This is a genomic window from Candidatus Sodalis endolongispinus, from assembly GCF_018777395.1.
Classification (GTDB): Bacteria; Pseudomonadota; Gammaproteobacteria; order Enterobacterales; family Enterobacteriaceae; genus Sodalis_B; species Sodalis_B endolongispinus.
In genome coordinates this window covers 535,845-561,975 of the sequence record NZ_JAFJYC010000002.1, presented here as the reverse complement: position 1 = coordinate 561,975, position 26,131 = coordinate 535,845, and the positions used below count along the sequence as shown (strand labels likewise).

The 26,131-nt window shown below is 56.3% G+C and carries 17 protein-coding genes and 10 pseudogenes; 12 read left to right on the top strand and 15 right to left on the bottom strand.

Features of this window, described 5'->3' with window-relative positions:
* Positions 1 to 108 precede the first annotated feature (108 nt).
* Positions 109 to 990 (top strand): annotated as a pseudogene (locus JZM24_RS15905) (LysR family transcriptional regulator); the annotation flags it as partial.
* 60 nt (positions 991 to 1,050) lie between these two features.
* Here JZM24_RS15905 and fabI read toward each other — a convergent pair.
* From fabI to sapA, 6 genes and pseudogenes are all read right to left on the bottom strand, one after another.
* On the bottom strand, positions 1,051 to 1,839 hold the full coding sequence (gene fabI, locus JZM24_RS15900) for an enoyl-ACP reductase FabI (protein WP_215671223.1): 789 nt from the start codon (positions 1,837 to 1,839) through the stop codon (positions 1,051 to 1,053).
* Positions 1,840 to 2,020: 181 nt separating this feature from the next.
* Entirely contained in the window at positions 2,021 to 2,833 is an 813-nt protein-coding gene (gene sapF, locus JZM24_RS15895; protein WP_215670881.1) for a putrescine export ABC transporter ATP-binding protein SapF, read from the bottom strand.
* Positions 2,834 to 2,835: 2 nt separating this feature from the next.
* Positions 2,836 to 3,828 (bottom strand): putrescine export ABC transporter ATP-binding protein SapD, encoded by a 993-nt coding sequence (gene sapD, locus JZM24_RS15890; protein WP_215670879.1) that lies wholly within the window; start codon positions 3,826 to 3,828, stop codon positions 2,836 to 2,838.
* Positions 3,828 to 4,718: a putrescine export ABC transporter permease SapC gene (sapC, locus tag JZM24_RS15885; RefSeq protein WP_215670877.1), complete on the bottom strand. Its 891-nt coding sequence runs from the start codon at positions 4,716 to 4,718 to the stop codon at positions 3,828 to 3,830. The genes sapD and sapC overlap by 1 nt, the downstream gene beginning before the upstream one ends.
* Positions 4,705 to 5,664, bottom strand: a complete 960-nt coding sequence (gene sapB, locus JZM24_RS15880; RefSeq protein WP_215670876.1) for a putrescine export ABC transporter permease SapB — start codon at positions 5,662 to 5,664, stop codon at positions 4,705 to 4,707. The genes sapC and sapB overlap by 14 nt, the downstream gene beginning before the upstream one ends.
* Positions 5,661 to 7,338, bottom strand: a pseudogene (sapA, locus tag JZM24_RS15875) (ABC transporter substrate-binding protein SapA). The gene sapB and the pseudogene sapA overlap by 4 nt, the downstream one beginning before the upstream one ends.
* A gap of 640 nt (positions 7,339 to 7,978) precedes the next feature.
* Between sapA and JZM24_RS15870 the strand changes: the two are divergent.
* Positions 7,979 to 9,232, top strand: coding sequence for a TonB-dependent receptor plug domain-containing protein (locus tag JZM24_RS15870; protein ID WP_376775561.1), 1,254 nt, complete (start codon positions 7,979 to 7,981; stop codon positions 9,230 to 9,232).
* A gap of 7 nt (positions 9,233 to 9,239) precedes the next feature.
* On the top strand, positions 9,240 to 9,614 hold the full coding sequence (locus JZM24_RS19870) for a TonB-dependent receptor domain-containing protein (protein WP_376775560.1): 375 nt from the start codon (positions 9,240 to 9,242) through the stop codon (positions 9,612 to 9,614).
* Here JZM24_RS19870 and JZM24_RS15865 read toward each other — a convergent pair.
* The 5 genes and pseudogenes from JZM24_RS15865 to pspF all read right to left on the bottom strand — a co-directional run bounded on the left by JZM24_RS15865 (position 9,611) and on the right by pspF (position 15,753).
* Positions 9,611 to 10,812 (bottom strand): annotated as a pseudogene (locus JZM24_RS15865) (IS3 family transposase). The gene JZM24_RS19870 and the pseudogene JZM24_RS15865 sit on opposite strands and share 4 nt — an antisense overlap.
* A gap of 91 nt (positions 10,813 to 10,903) precedes the next feature.
* A pseudogene (locus JZM24_RS15860) lies at positions 10,904 to 11,444 on the bottom strand (TonB-dependent receptor domain-containing protein); the annotation flags it as partial.
* Between the two features lie 442 nt (positions 11,445 to 11,886).
* The gene (locus JZM24_RS15855) at positions 11,887 to 12,714 is read right to left on the bottom strand and encodes a hypothetical protein (protein ID WP_215670873.1); all 828 of its coding nucleotides are present in this window, start codon (positions 12,712 to 12,714) and stop codon (positions 11,887 to 11,889) included.
* 60 nt (positions 12,715 to 12,774) lie between these two features.
* Positions 12,775 to 14,496: an RAD23 family protein gene (locus JZM24_RS15850; RefSeq protein WP_215670871.1), complete on the bottom strand. Its 1,722-nt coding sequence runs from the start codon at positions 14,494 to 14,496 to the stop codon at positions 12,775 to 12,777.
* 280 nt (positions 14,497 to 14,776) lie between these two features.
* Positions 14,777 to 15,753 (bottom strand): annotated as a pseudogene (pspF, locus tag JZM24_RS15845) (phage shock protein operon transcriptional activator).
* Positions 15,754 to 15,935: 182 nt separating this feature from the next.
* On the opposite strand from pspF, the pseudogene JZM24_RS15840 reads away from it, so the two are divergent.
* Positions 15,936 to 16,202 (top strand): annotated as a pseudogene (locus tag JZM24_RS15840) (PspA/IM30 family protein); the annotation flags it as partial.
* Here JZM24_RS15840 and tpx read toward each other — a convergent pair.
* Positions 16,180 to 16,686, bottom strand: coding sequence for a thiol peroxidase (gene tpx / locus JZM24_RS15835; RefSeq protein WP_215670869.1), 507 nt, complete (start codon positions 16,684 to 16,686; stop codon positions 16,180 to 16,182). The pseudogene JZM24_RS15840 and the gene tpx overlap by 23 nt on opposite strands.
* Before the next feature lie 148 nt (positions 16,687 to 16,834).
* Here tpx and ycjG point away from each other — a divergent pair, with 148 nt between their 5' ends.
* The gene (ycjG, locus tag JZM24_RS15830) at positions 16,835 to 17,758 is read left to right on the top strand and encodes an L-Ala-D/L-Glu epimerase (protein ID WP_215670867.1); all 924 of its coding nucleotides are present in this window, start codon (positions 16,835 to 16,837) and stop codon (positions 17,756 to 17,758) included.
* A 46-nt stretch (positions 17,759 to 17,804) separates the two neighbouring features.
* On the opposite strand, the pseudogene mpaA reads toward ycjG, so the two are convergent.
* A pseudogene (gene mpaA, locus JZM24_RS15825) lies at positions 17,805 to 18,527 on the bottom strand (murein tripeptide amidase MpaA).
* Between the two features lie 145 nt (positions 18,528 to 18,672).
* Here mpaA and JZM24_RS15820 point away from each other — a divergent pair.
* From JZM24_RS15820 to JZM24_RS15810, 3 genes and pseudogenes are all read left to right on the top strand, one after another.
* Entirely contained in the window at positions 18,673 to 20,289 is a 1,617-nt protein-coding gene (locus JZM24_RS15820) for a peptide ABC transporter substrate-binding protein (protein WP_215670865.1), read from the top strand.
* A 129-nt stretch (positions 20,290 to 20,418) separates the two neighbouring features.
* Positions 20,419 to 20,757 (top strand): annotated as a pseudogene (locus JZM24_RS15815) (CorA family divalent cation transporter); the annotation flags it as partial.
* 420 nt (positions 20,758 to 21,177) lie between these two features.
* Entirely contained in the window at positions 21,178 to 21,342 is a 165-nt protein-coding gene (locus JZM24_RS15810) for a hypothetical protein (protein ID WP_215671262.1), read from the top strand.
* A gap of 90 nt (positions 21,343 to 21,432) precedes the next feature.
* Here the strand turns inward: JZM24_RS15810 and ttcA are convergent, their stop codons facing one another.
* Positions 21,433 to 22,350 (bottom strand): tRNA 2-thiocytidine(32) synthetase TtcA, encoded by a 918-nt coding sequence (ttcA, locus tag JZM24_RS15805; RefSeq protein WP_215670861.1) that lies wholly within the window; start codon positions 22,348 to 22,350, stop codon positions 21,433 to 21,435.
* A 567-nt stretch (positions 22,351 to 22,917) separates the two neighbouring features.
* On the opposite strand from ttcA, the gene JZM24_RS15800 reads away from it, so the two are divergent.
* The 4 genes and pseudogenes from JZM24_RS15800 to JZM24_RS15790 all read left to right on the top strand — a co-directional run bounded on the left by JZM24_RS15800 (position 22,918) and on the right by JZM24_RS15790 (position 24,970).
* The gene (locus JZM24_RS15800; protein ID WP_215670859.1) at positions 22,918 to 23,337 is read left to right on the top strand and encodes a pentapeptide repeat-containing protein; all 420 of its coding nucleotides are present in this window, start codon (positions 22,918 to 22,920) and stop codon (positions 23,335 to 23,337) included.
* Positions 23,338 to 23,349: 12 nt separating this feature from the next.
* A pseudogene (locus tag JZM24_RS19560) lies at positions 23,350 to 23,583 on the top strand (pentapeptide repeat-containing protein); the annotation flags it as partial.
* 186 nt (positions 23,584 to 23,769) lie between these two features.
* Positions 23,770 to 23,958: a hypothetical protein gene (locus tag JZM24_RS19555; RefSeq protein ID WP_312885053.1), complete on the top strand. Its 189-nt coding sequence runs from the start codon at positions 23,770 to 23,772 to the stop codon at positions 23,956 to 23,958.
* Positions 23,959 to 23,996: 38 nt separating this feature from the next.
* Positions 23,997 to 24,970, top strand: a pseudogene (locus JZM24_RS15790) (hypothetical protein).
* Between the two features lie 424 nt (positions 24,971 to 25,394).
* On the opposite strand, the gene JZM24_RS15785 reads toward JZM24_RS15790, so the two are convergent.
* On the bottom strand, positions 25,395 to 26,129 hold the full coding sequence (locus tag JZM24_RS15785; RefSeq protein WP_215670853.1) for a collagenase: 735 nt from the start codon (positions 26,127 to 26,129) through the stop codon (positions 25,395 to 25,397).
* Between the last annotated feature and the right edge of the window lie 2 nt (positions 26,130 to 26,131).

The following is a 26,131-nucleotide window of genomic DNA, read 5'->3' as shown; positions in this document are numbered from 1 at the left end:
CAGGACAGACGCTAGCCGCCATTCCCGCGATAACGCGGATGTCCCGGCTGATTTTTGCCGGTATGGATATGATATACTGATTGCTATTCCCGGCTACCGATAGAACAGATGGATATCAAACAACTGATTTACTTGTGCAACCTGGAGCAGGAGCGCCATTTTGGCCGCGCCGCCGATGCCAGCTTTGTCAGCCAGCCTACCTTGTCAATGCGGCTGAAGAATCTTGAACGCGAATTGGGGGTGGCGCTTATCCATCGCGGCAATAGCTTCCAGGGTTTTACCGCCGAGGGGGAGCGGGTATTGGCCTGGGCGCGGGAAATTGTCTCGGTCTATCAGGGGCTGAAACTGGAGGTGGAGTCGCTCAAACAGGGCGTGGGAGGCACCTTACGTATCGGCATCGTACCCCAGTGTGGTCTATCGCTGCCGCAATTGCTACAGCAGGCCCAGGCGCGCTATCCAGATTTTCGCTATCAGGTAGCGGTGCTTAGCGCCGATCAACTGCTGGAAGCCTTGATCAATCATAGTGTCGATTTTGGCATTGGCTTTTTTGAACTGGCGCTGCTGCAAGAGCTTAAGTTCCAGACGGCACCGATTGTGGACAGCGGTGTGGATCTGGTGTTGCACCCGGTGTTTTTCTCCACGCCGCCAGCACCACTGACGCTGGCGCAGGTGGCTGAGTTGCCGCTTTGTCTGGCTGAGCCGAGCCGTTATTTCCGCCGATATCTGGATGAGCATTTCCGCGCCGCCGGGCTCCAGCCGCGGGTTATCCTCGAGAGCGCCTCGATTTTCCAACTGCTGCAGGGGGTGTTTTGCGGCCTGGGGTGCGGCATGGTGCCGCGCGGTCATCTCTTGCCGGAGATGACGCCGGCGTTAACCAGCATCCCGATCGCCATGCCGGCGATGAGACGGCAGACGGCAGTAGCGATTGCGCAACCCGGGCGGGCTATTACGCTAGCGCAAACGGTGTTCGATTTTGCGCGCGCCTGGCTGGCGCAGGCGGGGGGCACGGCGGGGTGTGAAAAGGGAGCCGGTCGCCCGGCCCCGGGGGAATTAATCCAGACTGAGCTCGTTCATGGCGGCGATATTGAAGCCGCCGTCCACATGCACCACCTCGCCGGTGATACCTGCCGACAAATCGGAGCACAGAAAAGCGGCGGTGTTGCCGACATCTTCAATGGTCACCACGCGGCGGATAGGCGTCACCGACTCGCAGTGGGACAACATTTTTTTGAAATTCTTGATGCCGTAAGCGGCCATGGTACGGATGGGGCCTGCGGAAATGGCATTCACCCGAACGCCCTGCGGGCCCATGGCGTTGGCCATATAGCGGGTGTTGGCTTCCAGCGAAGCTTTTGCCAGGCCCATAACGTTGTAATTGGGGATGGCGCGTTCCGCACCGAGATAAGTCAGCGTCACCAGAGCGGCGTTGGGATTAAGCATTGCCCGGCTGGCTTTGGCCATGGCAACGAAGCTGTAGGCGCTGATGTCGTGCGCGATGGCAAAACCTTCCCGAGTCACGGCGTTCACATAGTCGCCGTCCAACTGGTCGCCTGGCGCGTAAGCGATGGCGTGCACAAAGCCGTCAAAGGTCGGCCAGACGTCGGCCAGACGGGTGAACAGCGCGTCGATGCTGGCATCTTCCGCCACGTCGCACGGCAGCCCGATGCTGGAATTGAAATCGGCGGCAAAGCCTTCCACCCGTGATTTCAATTTGTCACTCTGATAAGTGAAAGCCAGCTCCGCACCTTCACGGTGCATAGCCTGAGCGATACCGTATGCAATTGAACGGTTACTGGCAACGCCAGTCACCAGAATGCGCTTACCGGTAAGAAAACCCATAGCATTAATCCTTGTGATCATTATTTCATGCGAACGTGTGCCCCGCGGTCAATCCGTAAAGCAACGTTCGTCGTTAATAAACCCGGCGAAGTGTAACATGAATCTTTCGCCGGAGTGTAGTCTCGCGCCCCGCGCGGCGGGGGGCTTAACGTCGGGCGCGCCACTGGGTGAGGGCGCGCGCTTAGGGCGTGGCGCCGTCGCGCCGCCAGCCATCGGCGGTCAGCGCTTCACCGAAATGGCTGGCGATAAGCCGGCGGGTCAACTCGTGCAGCGGCGCCGAGAGCACATCGGCGGTGCTGCCACGCTCCACGACTTCACCGTTTTGCATCACGATGATTTGATCGCTTACATGTTTCATCATGCCCAAATGTTGCGTCACGTAAATAAACGAAATTCCTTTTTTCGCCTGTAGCTCCAGCATCAGATTGATGATTTGTGAGCGCATCGACATATCCAGCGACGCCAGCGCCTCGTCCGCCACGATAACCTTGGGTTGCAAAATCAGCGCGCGCGCCAGACCGACGCGCTGTTTTTGCCCCGGCGCCAACATGTGCGGGTAGTAGTAAGCGTGATCCGGCCGCAGGCCGACCTGGCGCAGGGTGGTGTTGATGGCCCGCTCGCGTTCGTCGCCGGCAAGCGTCGTGTTCAGCCGCAGCGGCACATCCAGCAACTGGCCGACGCGCTGGCGCGGATTGAGGGCGTTGCTGGCATCCTGGAAAATCATGCGGATTCGCTGACTACGATAACGGTAATCACCATAATGCAGCGGATGGTCGTCTATCAAGATCTCACCGGCGCTGGGCTCGACGCTACCGGCCAGCATTTTCGCCAGCGTCGATTTGCCAGAACCGTTTTCACCGATAATGGCCAACGTTTGACCTTCACGCAGGGTGAAGCTGACGTTTTGTACTGCGGCCACCTGATGACGGCGAAACAGACCCGTGCGATAGCGAAACGTTTTGCTCAGGTTACGGGCTTCAAGCAGTGTTTCCATGCTTATTGCTCCTCCAGATTGAGCGGATAATGGCAGGCGAAAAAGTGGTTTTTCACCGGCAGCAGCGGCGGTTCCTGAATGCAGGTTTTTTGCGCATATGGGCAGCGCGGCCCCAGGCGGCAACCGATTGGCAGATGCTCCAGCGACGGAATGCCGCCGGGCAGGGTATTCAGCCGGCTTTTGGGCGGCATGGAACGGACAAAGTCTGGAATCGCCCGAATTAACGCCTGGGTATATGGGTGGTGCGGCGTGGCGATCAAATCCTCGCTCTGGGCGCTCTCCACCGTTTGGCCGCAATAGAGCACGTTGATGCGATTACACCATTTGCTCATCATTTGCAGGTCATGGCTTATCAGCAAAATTGTGGTGCTGTTATTTTGATTAAGGCGCGCCAGCAGGCGGAAAATCTGTGCCTGCGTGGTCGGCTCCATGGCGTTGGTGGGTTCGTCGGCAATCAGCAACCGCGGCTGGTTGGCCAGCGCGATGGCAATCATGACCTTCTGACATTCCCCTTCAGTCAGCTCGTAGGGGTAGGCGTGCATAATCGCTTTATGGGCCTTAAAGCCCACGCGGTGCAGCAGCTCAATGGCGCGCCGCTTGCGCCAGCCGAATCGCTGCCACCATTGACCCTTATAGGTCCAGCCGGGGATCGCCTGGATTATCTGCCGGCCGATGCGTTCCGACGGATCAAGGCACGATTGCGGCTCTTGGAAAATCATCGATACGTTGTGACCCACCACCTTGCGCCGCTGACGCGGGGTTAAGGCCAGCAGGTCGATATCATCGAAACGGAAGCGATCGGCGGTAACCCGCCAGTTATCGCGGGTCACGCCGCAGATCGCTTTAGCAATAAGGCTCTTGCCGGAGCCGGATTCACCGACCAGACCGCGGACTTCCCCTTCGCTTAAAGTGATGCTCACGTGATCCACCGCCTTCACCGGCCCTTCAGGGGTCATAAACTCGATGGTGAGATTGCGAATATCCAATAACGGCATTACTCCACCTCCGCAACCATGGCGCGGCGTACGCCTTCACCAAATATATTGACGATAAGCACGCTCAGCATAATGGCGCAGCCCGGCAGCATCACCGCCCAGGGCGCGACATACACCAGCTCTAACTGGTCGTCCATCGTGGCGCCCCATTCCGTCGAAGGCATCTGCGCGCCCAGATTAAGGAACCCCAGCGCGGCAATATCCAAAACCGCCATCGACAAGGCGCGGGTGAACTCTGACACCAACTGACTGGCGATATTGGGCAGCACCGCATAACGCAGAATATGCGGCATTGATGCGCCATCCATCCGCACCGCCAGGATATAGTCTTTTTCCAGCTCGCTATGAACGGAAGTATAGACGGTGCGCACGATACGCGGCAGCAGCGCTAGCCAGCACGCCAGCATGGCATGCTCCAGACGGGGACCGAGAAACGCCACAACGACAATGGCCAGCAGCAGAGAGGGAATGGACAGCACGGTATCCAGCACGTGATTCAGCGCCGCCGAGCGCAAACCTCGGGTGACGCCGGCCAGCACGCCGAGCGCCAGACCGACCAGCGCCGCCGCCAGGGTCACCACCAGCGCCGAGCCAAAGGTGGGGGCGGTGCCGGCCAGCAACCGGCTCAGCACATCGCGGCCCAGATCATCGGTGCCGAGAAAAAAGGATACGTCGCCGTAGCGCGACCAGGAAGGTGGCAGCAGATGATAGCCCAGAAATTGCTGATCCAGATGATAGGGCGCAAACAGCGTGCCGAACAGGCAAAGCAGGATCAGCAGGGCAAAACCGTACAGCCCCAGCATCGACAGGGCGTCGTGGTAAAAGCGTCGCCATAGCTGCACCAGCGGCTCGGGCATGCGCTTCTCGCGGTAAACATTATCTGAGGGCATACCACTCCTTATGGCGCAGCGGGTTCGCCAGCGCGCCGACCACATCCGCCAGGACATTGACGGAAATCACCAGCGCGCCCACCACCATCACGCCGGCGGAGATGGCGGCGTAGTCCTGTTGACGGATGGCCATAATAAGCCAGCGGCCCAGGCCAGGCCAGCTGAACACCACTTCGGTAATCATGGCCAGGGTCAGCATGGTGGAAAATTGCAGCCCCAGTTTGGGAATAATCGGCGGTAGGGCGTTATGCAACACATGGCGGCGCACAATGGTCCAGCGCGACAGCCCGCGGGTCGCGGCGGCGCGGATGTAATTGCGGCCAATCACCTCAACCGTGCTAATACGCATCAGCCGCACCACTTCGGTGGTCGGCGCCACTGCCAGCGCGGCGATGGGCAACACCATATGTTTGAGCGCGCTGAGGATCATTTCATTACGGTAGGAGGAGTCCGACAGCCAGGCATCCAGCAAGGCGAAGCCGGTAATGCGCTGCACGGGATACAGCAGGTCAAAGCGCCCGGCGACCGGGAACCAGCCCAGATGCAGGGAAAAATAGAGGGTCAGCAGCAGCGCCAGCCAGAAAACCGGCATCGACAGACCAAGCAGGGCGAAGATGCTGATATCCTGCCATTTACCGCGCGCCACGCCGGCGATAATACCCAAGGGAATACCGACCAGTAGCGCCAGCAAAAACGCAAGCAGGCACAGCTCCATGGTGGCCGGAAATACTTCGCCGAGCTGCACGCCGATAGACAGACCGTTAATACTGGAGACGCCAAAATTGCCGTGAGACAGGCTCCAGAAGTAATAGCGATAAGCGTCGATTAGCGCCGCGCCTCCGAGCGGGGCGCCGGGGGTATAATAGCTAAGACAAAAACCCACCAGGGATAAGAGAAACAGTGTCACTAACAGCAATACCAGCCGGCGCAGGGTAAAAATTATCATGGCGTCTGTTCCTGTCGTTCATCGCGATAAACGCCGGCGAAGGACGCATTGCCGAACGGGCTGAGCACCAAACCGCGGGATCCCGAAGCGGTAGGCCTGCAGGCGCAAAGACGAGGCCAGCGGCAGCACCGGCAGCTGTTGTGCCAGCATTTGCTGCGCGTCATGATAGGCATCGATACGACTGGCGAGCTGCTGGGAAAACAGCGCTTTATGCAGCAGCGCATCAAACTCGGGATCGCACCAGCGTGCATAGTTGGTTTGCGAACCGATGGCGGCGCAGCTCAACAACGGACGGAAAAAACTGTCCGGGTCGTTGCTGTCGGTGGACCAGCCAAAGAGGGGCATATCGTGATTTACGGCGGTCAGCCGCGCCTCCTGAAAGCGCCCCTCCACGGGAATAATCGTCAAACGGATGCCCACCTGCGCCAGATCGGCCTGAATCAATTCGGCCGTTTTCATCGGGCTGGGATTATAGGATTGCGAGGCGGTCGGCACCAGCAGATTAAGCGGCAACGATGTCTTGCCCAGCTCGCGCAGAATAGCGCGCGCCTTCGCCGGATTATATTCGGTTACCCGCGACTCATTATCATAAGCCCAGGACGCGCGCGGCAGCAGCGAAGCCGCGGTTTCGGCGGTACCGTAATAGATGGATTGTATCAGCCGTTGATTATTAATAGCCAGCGCAATGGCGTGCCGGAGCCGAACATCATTGAGCGGCGGCTTACGGGTATTAAACGCCAGATAAGCGATGTTCATCCCGGGGCGCAACGTCAGACGCAGGCGGGGGTCATCACGCAGGATAGACAACTGGCTGGCGGCGGGATAGGCCAGGACATCGCATTCGTCGGTCAGCAGCCGCGACAGGCGGCCGATGCCGCCGCTGCTCAGGCGGCCGATGCCGCCGCTGCTCAAATTAATAACCACTTGGACCATGCGCGGCAGGCCACGCCAATACTGTTGATGACGGCTAAGCCGTATGAATTGACCGGTGTGGTATTCGTTGAGCATAAACGGCCCGGTGCCGACCGGCAGGCGGTCCAATTGCTCTTGGTGGCCGCTGGCGGTCAGCTGGTCGGCATATTCCGCCGACAATACCGGCGCATAATGGGTCGCCAAATGCCATAAAAACGAGGCGTCGTGGCTTTCTAAACGGAACTCCACCGTCTCGTTGTCAATACGTTTGACGCTTTGCACCGTTTGCGGGAATTGCAAACTGTCGAAATAGGGGTAATTGCCGCCGTTGACACCGTGCCAGGGGTGGTGGGTATCAAACATGCGCGCGAAGCTGAACACCACATCGTCCACATTCAGCGTGCGGGTTGGCGTAAACCAGGCGGTGTGTTGGAAGACGATATTTTTGCGCAAATGAAAGCGATAGGTCGCCCCGTTATCCAACACTTCCCAACGCTGCGCCAGCTCGGGGATGAGAAGGTAGGTGTAGGGATCGACCGCCAGCAGCCGATCGTAAAGCTGCGCGGAGAGCGTATCAACGGTGACGCCGCTGCTGGCCATCTGCGGGTTAAACGTATTGACCACCCCGCTGACGCAATAGACAAAGCCGCTCTGGCGGATCCCGGGCAACGGCGCGGGACCGGCAACCGGACTGCCGCTCGCTGGCACTAGAGCAGGACCGACAGCGGGGACAATATCGCCGGCTTCGTCCGTCGCGACCATGCCATTGTGCACCGCGATGGCATTGAGCGCGGCGGGGACGCGTTTTTCAGTGACAATGTCACTTTTATCGGCCGATTCATCGGCGGCGGCGAGTCGGACCGTTCCGGACGTCAGCAGCACGCCCGCCAACAGCGTCACGGCGGCCCGCGCCCAACTGTAATCAGATTGTGTCGACATAAACCACTTTATTTCTGCCAGTAATCTATTGAGTTTACCTTACTCTGGCCCACCTCCCAATGCCGACGCGCAGAAAGCCGCATGTTTCCAGCCTGAACGCGGGTTATTCCCGCTGATGTTGACGGTCTTTCCGCCTTTTTTCCGCTCAAAACGCACCCGAGGGCCCCGCGTGCGGGCGGTCAGTTTTCACTATGCGGGTAAATTTTGCGAAAAGATCTTCCTTACAATAGATAATAATGTGTATCATTCACAAATTATAATAATAATTATAGTTATCATTTGAGTGTGGTTATTGTTCATTCCCTGCGCAAGTCAATGTGGGCACCCCAATATCGCCAGTGTGAAGAGAGGGAGCCGCAAAAAAGAGAGTGTATTTCATCTGCGTACTGTCATCTGCAGGGCCCACCCATGCCGTCAAATCAGCTTTAACAATAATAAATGTCAGTCAATTGGAGATTGCTTAATGACTATGCAACACAGGGGAATTCAGATAGCGCGTCTGAATAAGATCTTGCTCACCGGCATTATGGGCGGTACGGCCTTCGGCGCATTGGCTGCCGAGACCGTAGCGACCACCACCGCCGTAACCGCTCAACCGACGATATCCAGCGAGACGAACAGTAAAGAAGATCAAATTCGGGTAGTCGCCAGCAAAATAAAAAAGGAATCGGGCACCAAAACGTCCCTGAGCGCCAGCGAGCTGCAAAAAGAAGGCGGCAATGATTTCGGCACCATAATGCGTTATCAGCCGCTGGTCAGCGCCACCGGCGCCGCCACGGGAACCGGTACCGGCAAAAGCGGTTTTGACCGCGGCGGCTATACGGGCTATAACATCCGCGGCCTGGAGGCCAACCGTGTCTCAATTGACGTGGACGGCGTAGAATTGCCCAACGCCACCGGAAGAAGCTACGTTAGCCGCGCGGGTTCTGGCACCTTCGTCATCGGGCGAGATTATATCTACCCCTATATGTACGGCGCGGTAGGCATCGATTCCGGCGTCACCGACGTCACGCGCGCCAATCAGGCTATTGGCGGTGCGGTGTCGTTCCGGCCCAAAAGCGCCGATGATTATCTTTCCCCGACCAAATCCGGCTATTTCGGTTATCAGAGCGATTATGATTCGGCGAATCGCGGTTGGCACAACGGCATCACGGCCGCCGGCGGCGATGAATATCTGCGCGGTTTGGTGGTCATTAGCCGCCTGGACGGCCAGGAAACCCGCAATAATAGCGACAGTGTCGACGTAGCGCCGGCTAACTGGCACTCAAACACCTTTTTGGCCCCGGGCAGCTGGCAGATGAATGATAATCATCTGCTTACCGGCACCGTCGATTATTACCATAAAACCAACCACACTCATTACGATGCCTGGAACTCCGTCGACAGCGCCGTCATCGGCGCCAATCAGCAAACCAGCCAGACACGGCGCTGGACGGCAAGCCTGAATGATATGTGGCATCCCGATGTTGCCTGGGTTGACACCATTGATACCAAAGTTTTCTATCAAAACACCGAAGCACACGACTGGACCAAGGGACCGTCCACCACCGGCACCAGCCTGGTGACCACCTATTCCAATTACGATAGCAAAAGTTTTGGTATCACCAGCAATATGGAAAAAGAGTGGGGCATCCATGACTTCCGCTGGGGTATTGATGCCCGGCGCTCAGATACCGAACGCCCGTTCAGTCAGGAGCCACGACCAAAGCTCCTATAGTTACATCATGCAGCCGGAAGCTAACAGCACCAGCGAGAATCTCGGCGCCTTCTTACAGGATACAATGACCTGGGACCTGGCGGGGCATGATTTCTCCGTGGTGCCGGGGGTGCGCGTAGCCTATCAGCGCACCAAACCGAAAGACTTGTTTAACCTGGCCAATAGCACGCTTACCACCGATGAACTGGAGACGCTGTATGGTTCGTTCAGCGACACGCAGGTCTTGCCGTCCCTGAGTTTCCTGTACGACCTTACGCCCCGATTGACCACCTATATTCAGTACAAACGCGGCGCGCAATTCCCCAATGCCAGCCAGATGTACGGATCATGGAACCTCAGCTTGATCTTGCCCCGCCATCTCCGTACAGCTTTTGTATCTTAAGTTAACGAAGCCCGCTGCCGCCGGTATTCTCTCGGAGAGTGATATCCCAGCGCGCTGTGCGGATGGTTTTCATTGTAATGCGTGAACGCTGCTGCAAGGTTTCGCAGGGCTGTTCTCGCATCCGGTTTTGGCATGAACTCGATATAGTCTTCCTTCATCGTCTTCACGAACCGTTCGGCCATTCTCTGCGGGCTGCTCACCGCTGTTGTGCAGGGCTCCAGATCCAGTTCTCTGGCGAACCTCTGCGTTTCATGCGCGGTATACGCTGAACCGTTGTCCGTCAACCACTGCACCGCTGTATCGGGTAACCTGTCGCCGAAGCGCTTTTCTACCGACATCAGCATCACATCCTGCACGGTCGAACTGTCGTAGCCTACAGTGCTCGCAGACCAGTCTATGGCCTCTCTGTCGCAGCAGTCCAGTGCGAAGGTGACCCGCAGTTTTTCACCGTTGTCGCAGCCGAACTCGAAGCCATCTGAACACCAGCGCATATCGCTTTCTGCCACCGCGATCCTGCCCTTATGCTCACGCCTCGGCCGCTCTGGTTTTCAATGTAATAACAGCAGGTTATGCTCACACATGATCCTGTAAAGTCGTTTCGCATTTACCGGCGTCAGTCCCTCTGCGCGACGTTGTTTACACAGGATGCCCCACACCCGCCGATAGCCGTAGCTGGGCATATCGCTGATGATGTCGAGGATGTCCGACAGTATTTCAGCGTCTGCTTCGTCATTACGCCGGTTACAGCGCCTGTCCTGCCAGTCGGCAGAACGCTTAATCCGCAGTGACAGCGGCGCACGCGACCCGCTCATGGCGCGGCTGACCTGTGCTATTCCCCGGCCTTTGGCAACAAGGGCGCGTGCGCTATCCATTTTCGTGACTGGCCGTACTCCACGGCTTCTTTTAGGATCTCAACCTCCATCGTCTTCTTACCCAGAAGGCGCTGGAGCTCCCGGACCTGCTTCAATGCAGCTGCAAGCTCAGAGGCAGGAACAACGTCCTCCCCGGCAGCCACGGCGGTGAGGCTTCCTTCCTGATATTGCTTTTTCCACTTAAACAGCAGGCTGGGCTGGATACCGTGCAGTCGTGCGAGATGGGAGACATTCATGCCGGGCTCCATCCTCTGCTGAATAATGGCCATTTTTTCCTGAGGAGTTTTACGTTTACGGACTTCTTGACCTAACAGGATCCCGGTCATATCAAGATTGGCGTTAGTGTTAGACATATATTCAAGCCTATCTCTTATCTGGAGATACAGCTACTGTCTGGTGTTTCAGGGGGATAAATCACCGATCGGTAATATTGTATAACCCGCCGCTTACATTGACGTTTTTTGTAATACGATAATAGGCCGTTAAGTCCACCAAACCATACCCCGGCACCCGCATATATTCCGTCGTGGATTCGGTAATGTCGCTGCCGGTATTAGTATAACTCTGGCGATTAGTGGCGCTTGCCCGTTTTACTTTATTAAAGGTTGCCGTCAGCGCAGCGCCATACAGCTGGTCTGGATCGTCATACGACACACCGGCGACGAGGCGCATCGCTGTCCAAATCCACATATTTATCGCCCAGATAGTCCGACTTGGCTGCTCCCTCCGCCATACCGAACGCCAGCCGGGCACGCAGGCCGTCAACCGCCGGATACCAGGTGCCGAAGTTGAAACGCGCGCTGACTTCACCGCCGTAGATATAGGCTTTATCGCGGTTTTCCGCCTGGTAAGCAATATAGATATTACTGGGGATATTGGTAAATTTCTCCGGATTGCTGGACCTGCTGTAACGCGTATAGTCGATGAAATTCTTATAGGTGTTGTAGAACGCAGCCGTGCTGAAGGAGCAGGGTGCTGGCTTTTTTTGTCTGGCGCCCGGACCCGCCGCTGAAGCGTTAAACCGGTTCGCTTTTTTTCACCAGCACCGCCACCGGGGCGTTAAACTGGTTCGCTTATTTTCACCAGCACCGCAGAAAGGGTTTTGAACCGGTTCGCTGACTTTCACCAGCATCATTACCACCGCCGGGGCTTGAAACACGTCATTTGCCCCATATTCCCCTCAACTGTCGGCAAAGAGGCGCCAAAGCGGCGCCCACGGCAGATGCGGCAACCCTGCGCGGCGTTGCGCGCAGAGAAGCGTTTACAGTCATGCGCAAGCCGCTCGGAGCCCGTTCTCGCTTACCGCGTCAGTTCTACGTAGCGGGTAGCGCCCGCAGCGTGGTCATTAACTCATCAAGCAGGGCGGGCGAAAGCGTCAGCTGGGCGGCTTTGACGCCGTTTTACCATCGCACCATATCCGGCAGAAGGTGCTCATAAATCACAAGCGTCGCCAATGTTTCGGTGACAGATTGCCGATATTTCGTATCCTGCTGCCGTAAGTGCGGGGAAAACAACATCGTAAAATCCGGGCTCTCTTCGACCGCCACGGCAGACAGCGGGGCGTCGCTATCGTCAATATCCTTTACCCAAGTCTGGTACAGCGACGTGGTATAACGACTAAGATAGTCGCTGGCGCTGGTGTGTTGCATAAAGTAGGTTTGGACGTCGTCATCCGCGATCGCACGGTTTACCAGGTCGCAGGCTTCCGTCCACAGCGCCTGGAAGCGCGGAGAAAGGCGCAATGGCGCGGCCGTAGCCCTATGGCGTTGCAGAAAATGCGCCCTCAACGCCTGATGTAGAGGTTGGCTGGTAATCCGCTCCAGGCGCCAGTCGATATCAGCGTAGAGCCCGTTTGTCGCGCGGCTTAGGGGGAACGAAGCCTCATTCGCCGCCGGGGATGAGAAGCGGGGCTCAGCCGGTGCGTTGCCCGTCGGGGACTCAGTGGCGTGCCCGGCAGCCGTTGTCGGCGTGGGGGCGTGGCTCACCAGCACCGCAGGAAATGTGGCTGCCAGCGTGTGGCGGATTTGATTTATCTGACGCCGATAGCCGTCCATCAGGCCGATATTGAGAAGTGCGTTCAGATTGCTTACTTCCGCCGTTTCCTTCGCCAGTCGCAAATGAATGTGCTCCAGTAATGCTGGCAGGGAGATGCCATGTCCACGACCAACTGTGGAAAAGATGTCATACAGCAGCGGATCAAAATAGTGTGTGTAAAAATCTTCCGTCATGGCCCGTGTCTGAACGTAGTTCATGGCTAACCAGCGCTCGTCGCCGATAAAGTTTTCATACTAGATGTGCGCGTAATGCAGCGTGATATGTTGCAGCATTTCCGACCAGGTGGGAGCTGCCGGGCGCGTCAGATGGCTTGAATGCGCCATGTCGATGGCGGTGAATGAGCCAGCGGGGTCACGCGGTTCAGGCGTCGCCGTCGCCAGAGCGATGACGCTTACAAGCGCCGGGGCTTGCCCATCAAGCAGCGGTATTGGCAGGCCTGACGCGGTAAGGGATAAAGAACCCGCTCCCGTGGACGCCTGCGATAGCGCAACCGACGCCGGCGCCGTCTTTGTTGCCGGCGTTTCCACCACCATTGATGCGGCTTGTGGCGCTGGAATCTTAACTGCTGCGAATGCCGCTTCTGGCCCCGGAGTCTTAACTGCTGCGAGTGCCGCTTCTGATCCCGGTGTCTTAACTGTCGAGAGTGCCGATTCTGACACCGGAGTCTTAACTGTCAAGAGTGCCGCTTCTGACACCGGTGCAGTGACTGCTGACGGTACTGGATCCATTGCTGGCGCGTTCTGACGGTCGGACTGCAGGTCTGCGCCAGGCGGCGGATCCAAGGCGGGCGGCGGACTCGCCGGTACGCCATGCGATGGGGCTGTAACAGACTGATATAGCCAGTGCGCTAAATAGCCGCTAAAGAAAAAGCTCCCCGCCTTAGTGACAGCGCAGACGTGCTTGTTCTGCGAAAATAGACAGGAGGACAAAGCGGTTGAGGTTGTCACCACCGACTCGATGTGTAAGGGCAGATAATGAGCGGTTTTGCCGGATGTGGCGAAGGGGGGTGCCTGCGTATCGGGTTGACGGCCGTGGGGGCCTGTAAGAGAAGGGCAGGGAGGCAAGTCAAAATTCGTGTCAGTCAAGAAGAATAATGATTTTGATGCATCAGGTAGACGGCTGGGTGGGCCGTCTAGATCTTCACAGGGAGGCAAGTCAGAGTGAGGGTGCACAGGCTGGTCCCAGGCTCTGCCAGGCCGGTAGGCGGTGTGCCGCCGATCGCGCAAGTTTTGCTGATGGGCGCCGGATACGGACATGAGGTTAGCTGCAGGTGTCATGGCCGTCGCCATAAGGGAATTAGCGGGCATTTGCACGGCAGAGGTAGAGGGCGGTTTTGCAGCAGATGAGCGAATGATGTCTGCGGCAGAAACCTCCGCTGACGCTAAAACGGGTTTGCGTGCCAGGGTCGCCGCTGGCTTTGTCTTGTGTTTGCGCGCACGATGCGCGGCATGCCGCCGGTGGTGGGCACTTGGTTGACGTTTGTCACGCGCTGCGTTTTGCTGCGTCTGGGGGGCAATCTGCTCCAGGACCGGCATGGTGGTGGACAGTATTGATGGCGTCGTTTCATAACGCAACGCTTCCTTCGCAGTCAAGGGGGCCGACAAGCCATGGCTCGTCGAACTGCGCATGCCGGTCAACCGGCGCTTCGCCCAAGCGCCAGGACCGGCGGTATCGGCAGTGGCATTGCCATGAACCCCCTCATCCGCCGCCCGCTGACGCGCTGAGGCCCGCCCGCCGGTAAACGCCGATGGCCGCTCAGGCTGCGCAGCGACGGCACCAATATGGGTGATAATGCTAATAAGGCCCAAATAATTGATGGTCCGCCGGTACTTATCAGCATCGCCGGGTTGCTGCGCCAGATGAAGTAATACTTCCTGCAATGGCGGCTCTGTGCGCCTTTGCTGATGCTGAAATAAACCGGTGGTCTTACGATGATGTTGAAGCGATGCAGGCATAGTTAACCACTCCCTGGTTTAAAAAAGATGATCGTCGCGGCGGCGGCGGGCGCTGCCGAAGTAGGTAATAAAAGGTGTTATCAAACGTCAGTGATCCTGCACGCGGCGCTAGCGGCAGAAGCGACGCGATAGGTATGAAAATCAATTTAGCCTGGCGGATTTTAGGTAGCGCGACGGCACGGCGCAATAGCGAACGGTTAAATAAGGCGTTAACAAAATAGCGTGACGCGGGCGCTGACATTGCACAGCCTGCCAAAGTTCCAAACGCTATGGGCATAGCTCAGGGACGTGCTTTAATACCGTGTTTTTTCATCATGCCACGCAGTTGATGATAGCTCAGGGACAGCAGTTCGGCGGCCTGGCGTTGTTGATAGTGGGTGCGGGCCAGCGCCTCTTCCAGCCACTGTTTTTCCTGCTGCTGCAGCCAGGCGCGCAAGTCCAGCGGCAGAGAAGGCGCGGTAGTTGCTGGGGATGCAATCGGGGCCAGACGCACCGATCTAAAAGGGTTAATAATAATTTGGCTCAAAGGGTGCTCGCTATTGTTATGGCGATAAAGTGACCGTTCCACGACATTTTTCAGCTCGCGCACGTTGCCCGGCCAGCCGTAGCCGAGCAGACTGCGGCGCGCTTCTACGCTGAGGCCCGGAAATAAGGGTTGCTCCAGCTCGCGACACATCTGGATGGCAAAATGTTCGGCCATTACCATAATGTCGTCCGGGCGCGCCCGCAGCGGCGGCAGGGCCACCACATCGAACGCCAACCTGTCGAGCAGATCGGCCCGAAAATCGCCGGCCATGGCCAGGGTCGGCATTGGTGGCACAGACCTGCCGGACGTCCACTTGCAGTGCCTGACTGCCCCCGACGCGCTCCAGCTCGCCATATTCAATGACGCGCAACAGCTTTTTGGACCATCATCGGCGCGTTTGCCAACTCATCCAGAAACAGAGTGCCGCCTTCGGCGCGCTCAAACCGACCCTGGTGACGTTTTTGCGCGCCGGTAAACGCCCCGGCTTCGTGGCCGAAAAGCTCGGAATCAAGCAGATTTTCATTGAGCGCGGCGCAGTTGAGCGAGATAAAATGGCCTTGCCAGCGCGGCGACAGGTAATGCAACCGGCGGGCGATAAGCTCTTTGCCGGTGCCGCGTTCGCCAATCACCAACACGGGTTTTTGCAGCCGGGCGAGGCGCGACACTTGCTCCAGCACTTCCAAAAAGTCATTCGACTGACCGAGCAGCGGATCGTGTGGGGATTCAGACATGGTTAATTTCACCAACAATTAGTGTTTATCACCACTATAGCCGAAGCTTGGCGCAGGTCAAATTGAAAAAAACATTATATTTCATATTGATGCTTGATTAGCAAAGGTTGGCACGAAAAATGTACAAGTGAAACGGTGTGAGTAGCCAGACAAATTTGTGCGACATTAAGAGGATAATAACTATGGGCATTTTTTCCCGCTTTACCGACATCGTTAACGCTAACATCAATGCACTGCTGGATAAGGCGGAGGATCCGCAAAAACTGGTGCGCCTGATGATTCAGGAAATGGAAGATACGCTGGTGGAGGTCAGGACGACGTCTGCGCAGGCCCTGGCGGAAAAGAAACAGCTGCTGCGCCGCATTGAACAAGCAGACACCCAGCAGGCGGAGTGGCAAAGCAAAGCGGAACTGGCGTTTCGGGCGCTTAGGCCTGCAGCGCAGCGAGCGCGGCATCGTAATTCGGCTCTGAGGCAATCTCGCTAACCCGTTGGCTGTAAATGACCGTGTCGTGTTCATCCAGCACAACCACCGCGCGTGCCGCCAGACCTTTCATCGGACCTGCGTCAATTGCCACGCCATAATGCTGCCGGAATTGCGCATCGCGCAGGGTGGAAAGGGGGATAACTTTCTCCAGCCCCTCGGCGCCGCAAAAGCGTTTCTGCGCAAACGGCAGGTCGGCCGAAATACACAGTACCAACGTATTGTCGAGCTGGCCCGCCAACTGATTGAATTTACGTACAGAGGTGGCGCAGGTGCCGGTATCGACGCTGGGGAAGATATTGAGAACCTTGCGTTTACCGGCGTAACTTTTCAAGGTGACATCGGACAAATCGGTGCTGACCAATAAAAAATCCGGTGCTTTGGCGCCCGGCGTTAAAAATGTGCCGGTAACGGTGACCGGCTGACCTTTCAAGGTGATAGTCTCAGACATGAATCGCATCCTTTTTGGTGAAGTGTACAAGTCATTAACAGAATAATCTTAAATACACCGAAATACGAAATTTCTTCTTCCCGCAGCCGAAAGGCGTCCTTTTACCGATATACTTTTGATTTAGCGCTGATTGATCCGAGGATGCCCGATGAGAGTAATGCGTTTTTATCCGCAGGCCTGGCCGCTGCGAACGCCGTTTGTCATCTCGCGCGGCGAGCGTACCGAAGCCCGGGTGGTGGTGGACATCGAGCCGGATGGGCTGCACGGTATCGGCGAATGTACCCCTTATCCCCGCTACGGCGAAACCGAGTCCTCCGTTATCGGCCAGATTAACAGCGTCCTGCACGGTGTTGAACATGGGGTGAGCCGGGATGTTTTACTGCAGTTGCTGCCCGCCGGCGCGGCCCGCAATGCCATCGACAGTGCGCTATGGGACCTGGAACGGCAGATGGCCGGCCAAACGCTGGCGCAATACGCAGGCGTAACGCTGCCGACGCGGATTGCCACGGCGCAGAACTTGGGTATTGACGAACCGCAGCAGATGGCGGAAGCGGCGCGGCGCTGCTGGGAGCAGGGCGCACGCCTGTTGAAGGTCAAACTTGACGACCATCTTTTGACCGAGCGCATGGTGGCCATTCGCGCCGCAGTGCCTCAAGCCACACTAATTGTAGACGCCAATGAGTCCTGGCAGCCCGAAGGTTTGACGACGCGCTGCCAATTGCTCGCGGATTTAGGGGTGGCGATGCTGGAGCAGCCGCTGCCGGCGGAACATGACGCCGCGCTGCAGCATTTTATCCATCCGCTACCGATCTGCGCCGACGAGAGTTGCCATACGCGCGACCAATTGCCAATGCTGCAGGGCAGTTATGAAATGATCAATATCAAACTGGATAAAACCGGCGGCCTGACCGAAGCGCTGCTGCTGGCGCGGCAGGCGCAAGACCACGGGTTCGCTATCATGCTGGGGTGTATGCTTTGTACCTCGCGCGCCGTTGCGGCGGCGCTGCCGCTCACGCCGCAGGCAAGCTTTATCGATCTTGATGGCCCCACCTGGCTGGCGATGGATGCGTAGTCGGCGCTGGCGTTCCAGTGCGGGTCGATATCGCTGGACTAACCCTTCAAAGCACCGGTGCGGCGTTGGAATAGGTTAACAGCGCCGCCATTGCCGCCAGATAATCAACGGTAGCCGCATCGGCAGATATGGCCGGTAATTCGACGGTAATACATGCCAGCGCGCGATCGCAGCACCAACTGCCGAACGACCCCGGCGTTGGATAACCCACTCTCTCGACCAGCGGCAGGCGAAATGCCTGCGCTAAATGGCGCGCCGGCGGTGACGACGGCGCCTGCTCAACACAGGCCAGCGGTTCATGAAAACTGACGATCCAGGCGGGACGCAATTCGGCTATCAGCCGGCATAACGCCTGCGTTTCCGGCTCCTAGCCAGCCTTATCGCCGGTTGCGAGCACCATATCCCGAGCCTCCGCCGCGTTACTCCAGCGATACACCGTCTCGCCGCTTTGCCAATTAGTCGCCGGGAAATTGCGGTTGAGATCCACTCCCCGGGCGTTGGCGCGCAGGCCAAACCGGCAGCCGTCCGGATTCACGGCCAAAATGAGGTGATGGCGCAGCGTGCCCGGACTGATGGTACGCAGGGCGCAGGAAAGCGCGGTCACGCTTGCGGTTTCGTCGCCGTGCGTGCCGGCGATAATCAGCCCGCTGTCTACCGCCGGCATGGCCGCTGGGTGATAAAGCAATGGCGCACCCAGCACCGATGTGCCATAAGATTTTCCTAACGACGGCAAGACGCCGCGCTGGGATCGTGGCCGAAAGGGTTGCATACTGTATCCCGCCAGAAAATAATCAGTTACATTAACAGCGATTACTTTACCGAAAAATTTCCCGCAGTGTTAGTTTCCGCAGAGTATTTTGCCTGAACGCCGATGAGGTTAGCCCGGAGTCGGCCATAACGCTAAGGAACAGTCTATGCCGCATTTCCCGTTTGCAGTTTGCGCTCTCCTGCTGGCCGCCGTTAGCGGCAATACGCACGCCGCCACTGTACCGCCCGGTACCACGCTTGCGGAGGTACAACACGTTGTACGCCACATCAAAGACGAGCCTTCCTCGCTGGATCCGATCAAAGCCGTCGGTTTGGTTGAGGCGCAAGTCGACCGCGATCTGTTTGAAGGGCTAGTCAATCAGGATGCCACGGGTAAGGTCATTCCAGGCGTGGCGCTGAGATGGCAGACCAGCGACAACCAGAATTTTGTCTTCCATTTGCGGCGTGACGCGCGCTGGTCGAACGGCCAACTGGTGACCGCGCAAGATTTTGTTTACAGCTGGCGCCGACTCGTTGATCCCGCCAATCATTCCACCTTTTCCTGGTTTGCCGAACTTGCGGGACTAAAGAACGCCGGTGAAATTATCGCCGGCAAACTGCCCGCTGAGCAATTGGGGGTCAGCGCCACGGACGAATATACGCTGAAAGTGACGCTGGATAAGCCGGTGCCTTATTTTGTCAGCCTGGCCGCCAATTTTAGCCTGTTCCCGGTGAATCGCGCCACGGTTGAGCGCTACGGTCAGGAGTGGACGCGCGTCGGCAATCTGGTTGGCAATGGTGCGTTTGTTCTCAGTCAGCGGGTGGTCAATGAGAAACTGGTCCTTAATCCTAATCCACATTACTGGGATCACAAACATACCGTGCTGACACAGGTCACCTTTGTGCCGATTAGCGCCGAATCTGCCGCGCTTAACCGCTATATGGCCAACGATATCGACATTACCGAATCGTTTCCCAAAGACCGCTACCGGCAGTTGCTGCAACAAATCCCCGATCAGGTTTACACGCCTGACCAACTGGGAACCTATTATTATGCTTTCAATACCCGGCGCGGACCCACACAGGACGTACGGGTGCGTAAAGCGCTGTCTTACGCCATTGACCGACGTATCATTGCCGGCAAAGTCGTGGGCTCCGGCGAAAAGCCGGCCTGGCACTTTACCCCTGATGTAACGGTCGGTTTTAAACCCGCAGCCGGTTATCTGCAGCAGCATAGCCAGCAAGAGCTGGATGTCCAGGCGCGGGCCTTGATGCAAGCCGCCGGCTATGGACCGGATAAACACTTGACGCTTACCCTCTTATATAACACCTCGGAAAGTAATCAGAAAATCGCTATCGCGGTGGCATCGATGTGGAAAAAAACGCTGGGTGTCAATGTCAAATTGGTCAATCAGGAGTGGAAAACTTATATCGATAGCCGTAATACCGGTAACTTTGACGTGGTGCGCGCTTCGTGGATCGGCGATTACAACGAGCCTTCCACCTTTTTGTCGCTGCTGACCTCAACCCATAGCGGTAACATCGCCAAATTCAGCGATCCCGCTTACGATCAGCTGTTGCAGCAGGCCAGCCGGGAAACGCAACCGCAGCGGCTGAGCGAGGATTACAATAAAGCGGAGGCCATGATTGCCGAGCAGGCGCCGATTGCGCCCATTTATCAATTTACCAACGGCCGCCTGATAAAGCCCTGGCTGAAAGGGTATCCCATTACCAATCCAGAAGACGTGGCTTATAGCCAAACGCTCTATGTGTTGAAACATTAATCGCCAAGCGCACGCGCCGTGACGTCGGCGCGGTGCGTTGAGCCGCGGTGGCACCGCCTTTCGCCTACCGGCGGGGATCCGGCGCTCGCAGCACGACACATTCGTTGCGCTGTGCGGCCACAGGTGACGCTCAACTGGATGACGAACGATGACCGCCGGCGTATGCAGGATATTGCCGATCGTCTCGTGCGCGGGCTGGATGACATCGACGGCGCCATTGCGCGTACGGCCGTAGTTGCCGATGAGATCAATTCCCTGATGGCGGAAGCCATTAACCGACGCAGTTATACCATGTCGCTTATGGCAATGATATTTTTGCCGACCACGTTCTTGACCGGGCTATTTGGTGTGAATTTAGGCGGCATCCCGGGTAATAGCGAACGCTATGGGTTTGCGCTGTTTTGTCTGGTGTTAGTGATAGTGATCGGTGGTGTTGCCTGGTGGTTAAAACAGCGCAGATGGTTATAATTGTCGGCGCAATACCCGTGGATGTGGCGTCTTTTTGGCCATAAAATTGAGCAATATCAATAATAGTTGCGGCAATATGGGGCATGATCTCTTTCGCAGGTGAATGCAACGTCAAGCGATGGGCGTTGCGCTCCATATTGTCTTACTTCCTTTTTTGAATTATTGCATAGCATATTTAATTCAGATGATGCCGGGTGAATAGCCCGGCATTTTTTATCTGCGCAATTCATCACCGTGCGCCAAAGGTGGCAATAACGCCCGATGGCCTTTCTCCCGCTTGTTGTGACGCGTAATGCTTACAAGCTTTAAGAAAGCACGCCGTGAAGGCCATGGCGTCAGCCGGTGCAAACCGGCCGTACGCATCACGCCGCAAGCGATGGCGCGACAGCCTGGTGACGCATATTACAGAGGGGAAGCACAATGATGAACCAGTCCTACCTTGCCCGCAGCGCAATAATCCGCTATCGAATGAGCATTCCGATCGATCCGCCGCCGATCCCGACGCCGCTGCCCGAACCGCCGCTGGAGCCGCCCTACAATCCCTACCCGCATCCCATTAATGATCCCCCGCCGCATCTTTTCTAATGCCACCAGGCCGGGATAACGCCCTGCGCGCGACTAAGCGCTAGTGACTCATGCGCTGGGGCTGGCGCAGGCATTGGCCGCAGGGCGTGTTCAGCGCAGTTCCAGCACGTCCAGTCGGCCTTGAGTTGCGGCCGTGTCGTCATCCAACAAATCTTGCCAGCCAGCCGGCTGAATAGGAAAGGCTTCGCGGTCGAAGGCAATATCGCCGCCGTCGACCACCGCGCTGCCCTGAGTTAATCCTTTAAAATCGAACAGTCGGGAGTCGCTGAGATGCGAAGGCACCACGTTTTGCATCGCGCGAAACAGGGTTTCGCTGCGGACGGGGTAGTGTTTATCCCAGTCACGCAACATATCTCCGATAACCTGGCGCTGCAGATTAGGCTGCGATCCGCACAGATTGCAAGGAATAATGGGGAATTGCCGCGCCTGCGCGAAGCGGGCGATGTCCTTTTCGCGGCAGTATGCCAGGGGACGGATGACGATATGTTTGCCGTCGTCGCTCATAAGCTTGGGCGGCATCCCTTTTAACTTGCCGCCGTAGAACATATTCAGAAACAGAGTTTGCAGTATATCGTCCCGATGGTGGCCGAGCGCTATGCGCGTGGCGCCCAGTTCCGTGGCGGTGCGGTAAAGAATACCCCGGCGCAGGCGGGAACACAGCGAGCAGGTGGTTTTGCCCTCGGGGATTTTGTCCTTGACGATGCGATAGGTGTCTTCGGTGACGATATGGTATTCCACTCCCTGCGCCGCCAGATATTCGGGCAGCACATGGGCCGGAAAGCCGGGTTGTTTCTGGTCCAGATTGACGGCGACCAAGGAGAAATTGACCGGCGCGCTTTGCTGCAAATTGCGCAGGATTTCAAGCAGGGTATAGCTGTCCTTGCCGCCGGAGAGACAGACCATAATGCGATCCCCCTCCTCAATCATGGCGTAATCGGCAATGGCCTGACCTACGCGTCGCCGCAGGCGCTTTTGAAGTTTATTAATATTGTATTGCTGTTTTTGCATGACTACGGCGTTGTTTGCCTTCCTCATAACGTTGCGCGCGCCAGATGTGAACCTGCGCGAAATGACCGGCGTATGGTACGGAGTGTACGCGATAATGCCAACATCGACAGGCAAAAATTTGCTTCACCGGGTGTTTTGTCTCCCCCCGGTTACCGATCGGGCGACGCGTTGCGCGCACCTGTTCCTCACCGTTTTAGGACGAACCGCAAGTGTGAGCCGGCCACCGTCGCAAATGTTTTCCCGCTTACCGCGTGCTGGGCTTCTCACCCTGGCCGTATCGGAGATTAACATCAGCTCAGAAATTCTTTGCCCGCGTAAAACGGCTAAAACTGCAATTCCGCAGCGGTGCAAATGTTTCATCCACTGCGCGTAATCGTTATGTTAGGCAACACAAATTACCGCGTAGGAAGGTGTAACTCCGGGGTGATTTTTCAGTCAATAGGGTGGGATTGCCACGGTGTAATGGCTTAGGCAATACGGCGGCGTCCAACGACGTGGCGCATGCAAATAAACGTTACCCACTGTCATCTAAGATGAGAACGTATTCCAATCAACGTGGAGGATATTATGTTCAAAGCAGTGACGAATCCACCAGATTTTTCAGTCCAGGCGCCTGCTATCGCAAATAAACCCACCTCCAGGAGGATATTGATCCGCGTCATTTCTGACAATATCAGCGCCGAGAAAAAATCAAAATGGCAAAAGGCAAAATATCATGCTCTGCTCAGGTTAATGGCGGTCAGTAACCATCAAATCGGTACGTTGGATTTACCGCATCTGGTGATAAATCAGGTGACATTACCGCAAAAGTTCAATTTCAGAGGCGCAAATTTGCGTTGCAGTGAACTCAAACAGGTCACCATGACGGCGGTGAATCTGAGACAGAGCGATCTCAGCCACGCCAATATGGCCCGCTGTCCTATGAAGCGGGCCAATCTTCGCCACGCCACGCTGTATCATACACCGTTGGAAAATGCGTATCTGTAAGGAGCCGATTTACGCCATGCTAATTTGAGTCAAGCGCAATTGGGCCATGCCTTGCTCAATCGAGCCAAATTTCAGAACGCTTACTTTAACATCACCAATTTGTATTGCGCCAAATTTAGGTATGTGAATTTAAGCGGTGCCCACCTTAAAAATGTTGATTTGAGCGGCGCTTGCCTTTGTCATGCCAATCTGCGCAATGCGGATTTGCGCAGCGCCAATCTACGCGGCACGTGTTTAAACAATGCCAATTTAAGCGGTGCGAAGTTAAATTCTGATAGCTTGAGCGATATCAATTTTAAAGGGGCCATCATTAAACGGGCAATTAACTTGGATCTGTCTGCTGGCTGGAGTCGTCACGCCATCGATAATTATTTCAATGCAAGCGATCGCCCCGTCGGCGGTATTTTACAGGCAATTGACAGTATCAACGCGGTGTATCAATCGCTAAAAGTCGCGCTGGTACGGCAAATAATGATTTCACTACAGCAGACCACGCATTCCCTGACGCCCGTGGCACCCTCGCTGTTGAATACTTTATCCAGCGCACCTTATTACCTTGAGCCGGATATTGCCCGCTGGTTACAAGAAGTTTGCTCGCAATTTATCGGCACCTACAACTAGAGAATTATGCGGCGGCAAAGAGATGATGTCTTGCGGTGATGCTCGACACCTTCAACGCTGTCCCGGAAATGATGATAACCCATAACGCCGCTTTCATTCAGGCGATCGCTCAGGCCATCTATGCGCGCCCGACAACGCCGACGGCGCAGCAGGAAAAAGAGATATATTCACGTTATCTCACCGATCGCCGGCTAGTGCCTTATGTAATGAAAGCCGAATTTGGTGAAGCTAAGCGTCATTATCCAAATTGGGAGGATAGCAGCGCGGCAAATTATGTCCTGTTCGCCGGCAATCAATCCGCCCATGCCATGCTGATATCGCAAAATGACCTGGAAAGTTTACTTGGCACGGACAAGTCAGCGCACGACCACCGGGATTATCATGTTTATAATGGCGGCGTCAGCGTGGGCCGGCATGACTATTATTGGGAAACGTTGCGCCAAGAGGCCTTTCCGCTGTTTCAATCCGGTTATCTGCGGCGGTTGAGTGAGAAGAATATCATTGACGTCATGGCCCACTTATATCTGAACACTGCCCTGGAAAGGCTATTTATGGCAAGCACGCAACAGGCTTATTCAAGCGTCAAATTAGTCCGTCCGGAGAAACAGCTGGCGATGAATGAATTATGGGCGAACCGCGTGTATCAATTCGACGCCAATGACCATTGTACCCTTGACGACGGTTTTTATCAGCGGCTGATGACGCTTGCGTTGTTGGCGACAGCACCGCCCGTTGAACGGGCGCAAATTCTGTTTTGTCTAGCCGCCGTCTTTGCCAAATGTGCTTCAAGCAGCCTGTTCGGGACCGAAGAGATTCTCCCGATGCCTTACGCAGTCTCGCCAGCGCCTTTTTGGATAAGGCCTGTACACTACCTGATGGCATCACCCGCGCCGCGCAAGCATCTACGGTATGGAAAAATAGTTTGCTCGGTCGCCACGGTGAATTCACATGCGCCGCCGTTATCACCGATGAGATGTTAAGTTTTGCGACGATACATTCCCGGCGGTGCTAAAGCAGGTTATGCCGGTTGACTGGCGCTGAAAATAAACCGCCTGCCGCGTAAGCTTAACGGGCCGCGGCGTTAGCCGGCGGCCCATGGCATAAAAGCATCAGGCGACGGCGGTCTGATTCGCCAAACCGTCACGCATTAGCATCTTTGGCGACCGTCCGACCTGCCGCGCCTGCGTTTGCGCCACAAAAAGCTGCCGTTTGGCCCATCTGCGCCGGCGGCTCGAGCTGTACTTCACTCCGCCCGATCTGTTCGTCGTCAGGCGGCTGCGGCAACCTCAGCTTGAGCTTGTTTAACCAAGTTTTAAACGCACCGGCATGCTCCCTCACGAAATATGTCATTAATGGGGTAAATCCTGCACCGTGGTCTGGCTGACGTAATGCTGCAGCCAATGCGACAAGGATCGACCGTCCCGCAGCGCTACTGTTTAAATATTCAAAGACATAATAGGTCCAGACATAAATCCGCTCTGTATGTCCGTTCGCCGAGTAGATATCGATGTCGATAATTTTGTCCAAACTCGGACGCATGTCGACAGGACAACGCTGCAGGGTTTGGCCGCCAGCGCGCGATTATTACCGCTGAGAAATTCCGCCAAACCTTCTTGCCAAAAGGTAATGCGCTCTGGCGATAGATAAGCGCTGTCGCCATAGAGAATATATTTACCATCGAGGTAATGCACGATCTCATGGAGGAAATTAACAATTTCGCCCTCCAGGCAATAGACATAAATTCGCGGCTGGTTACGCGAGTCTTGCGGTTGGCCATCGATATAGATACCGCCGTTATTGGTATCAATGCGGAAAGGGTAATAGCCGTAACGCTCATAGCGCGCTCTGTCCGACAGAACAATGATTTCAAGGGGCCTGGATAAATCATCCGCGACAGGGGTGTCGCCAAACAGCGGATGAAAGGTATCCAGAAGACGTTGCAGGCTTGCGTTGAGCCGTTGTTGCGCCGCCGGGTCGATTTTGTGCTGCGATAATGTCCGCCCGCCGAAGGGTAACGGGGTGGCGTAGGGAAGAAATTCGCTTTCCCTGATAGGTTTGAACAGGCCGTGAAAGGCGTAAGCGTGAAAGCTATCAGGATGTCGCCCGGTGTCTTCGACATATTTCACCAATACCCCGCGGATGTCTTCGCGCAGCGAACATTGCGCCGGCAAGG

What these genes read in the sequence shown, in the direction of transcription:
- fabI (WP_215671223.1), bottom strand. Translation starts at nt 1,839, where the DNA reads ATGGGTTTTCTTACCGGTAAGCGCATTCTGGTGACTGGCGTTGCCAGT.
- sapF (WP_215670881.1), bottom strand. Translation starts at nt 2,833, where the DNA reads ATGGAAACACTGCTTGAAGCCCGTAACCTGAGCAAAACGTTTCGCTAT.
- sapD (WP_215670879.1), bottom strand. Translation starts at nt 3,828, where the DNA reads ATGCCGTTATTGGATATTCGCAATCTCACCATCGAGTTTATGACCCCT.
- sapC (WP_215670877.1), bottom strand. Translation starts at nt 4,718, where the DNA reads ATGCCCTCAGATAATGTTTACCGCGAGAAGCGCATGCCCGAGCCGCTG.
- sapB (WP_215670876.1), bottom strand. Translation starts at nt 5,664, where the DNA reads ATGATAATTTTTACCCTGCGCCGGCTGGTATTGCTGTTAGTGACACTG.
- JZM24_RS15870 (WP_376775561.1), top strand. Translation starts at nt 7,979, where the DNA reads ATGACTATGCAACACAGGGGAATTCAGATAGCGCGTCTGAATAAGATC.
- JZM24_RS19870 (WP_376775560.1), top strand. Translation starts at nt 9,240, where the DNA reads ATGCAGCCGGAAGCTAACAGCACCAGCGAGAATCTCGGCGCCTTCTTA.
- JZM24_RS15855 (WP_215670873.1), bottom strand. Translation starts at nt 12,714, where the DNA reads ATGACGGAAGATTTTTACACACACTATTTTGATCCGCTGCTGTATGAC.
- JZM24_RS15850 (WP_215670871.1), bottom strand. Translation starts at nt 14,496, where the DNA reads ATGCCTGCATCGCTTCAACATCATCGTAAGACCACCGGTTTATTTCAG.
- tpx (WP_215670869.1), bottom strand. Translation starts at nt 16,686, where the DNA reads ATGTCTGAGACTATCACCTTGAAAGGTCAGCCGGTCACCGTTACCGGC.
- ycjG (WP_215670867.1), top strand. Translation starts at nt 16,835, where the DNA reads ATGAGAGTAATGCGTTTTTATCCGCAGGCCTGGCCGCTGCGAACGCCG.
- JZM24_RS15820 (WP_215670865.1), top strand. Translation starts at nt 18,673, where the DNA reads ATGCCGCATTTCCCGTTTGCAGTTTGCGCTCTCCTGCTGGCCGCCGTT.
- JZM24_RS15810 (WP_215671262.1), top strand. Translation starts at nt 21,178, where the DNA reads ATGATGAACCAGTCCTACCTTGCCCGCAGCGCAATAATCCGCTATCGA.
- ttcA (WP_215670861.1), bottom strand. Translation starts at nt 22,350, where the DNA reads ATGCAAAAACAGCAATACAATATTAATAAACTTCAAAAGCGCCTGCGG.
- JZM24_RS15800 (WP_215670859.1), top strand. Translation starts at nt 22,918, where the DNA reads ATGTTCAAAGCAGTGACGAATCCACCAGATTTTTCAGTCCAGGCGCCT.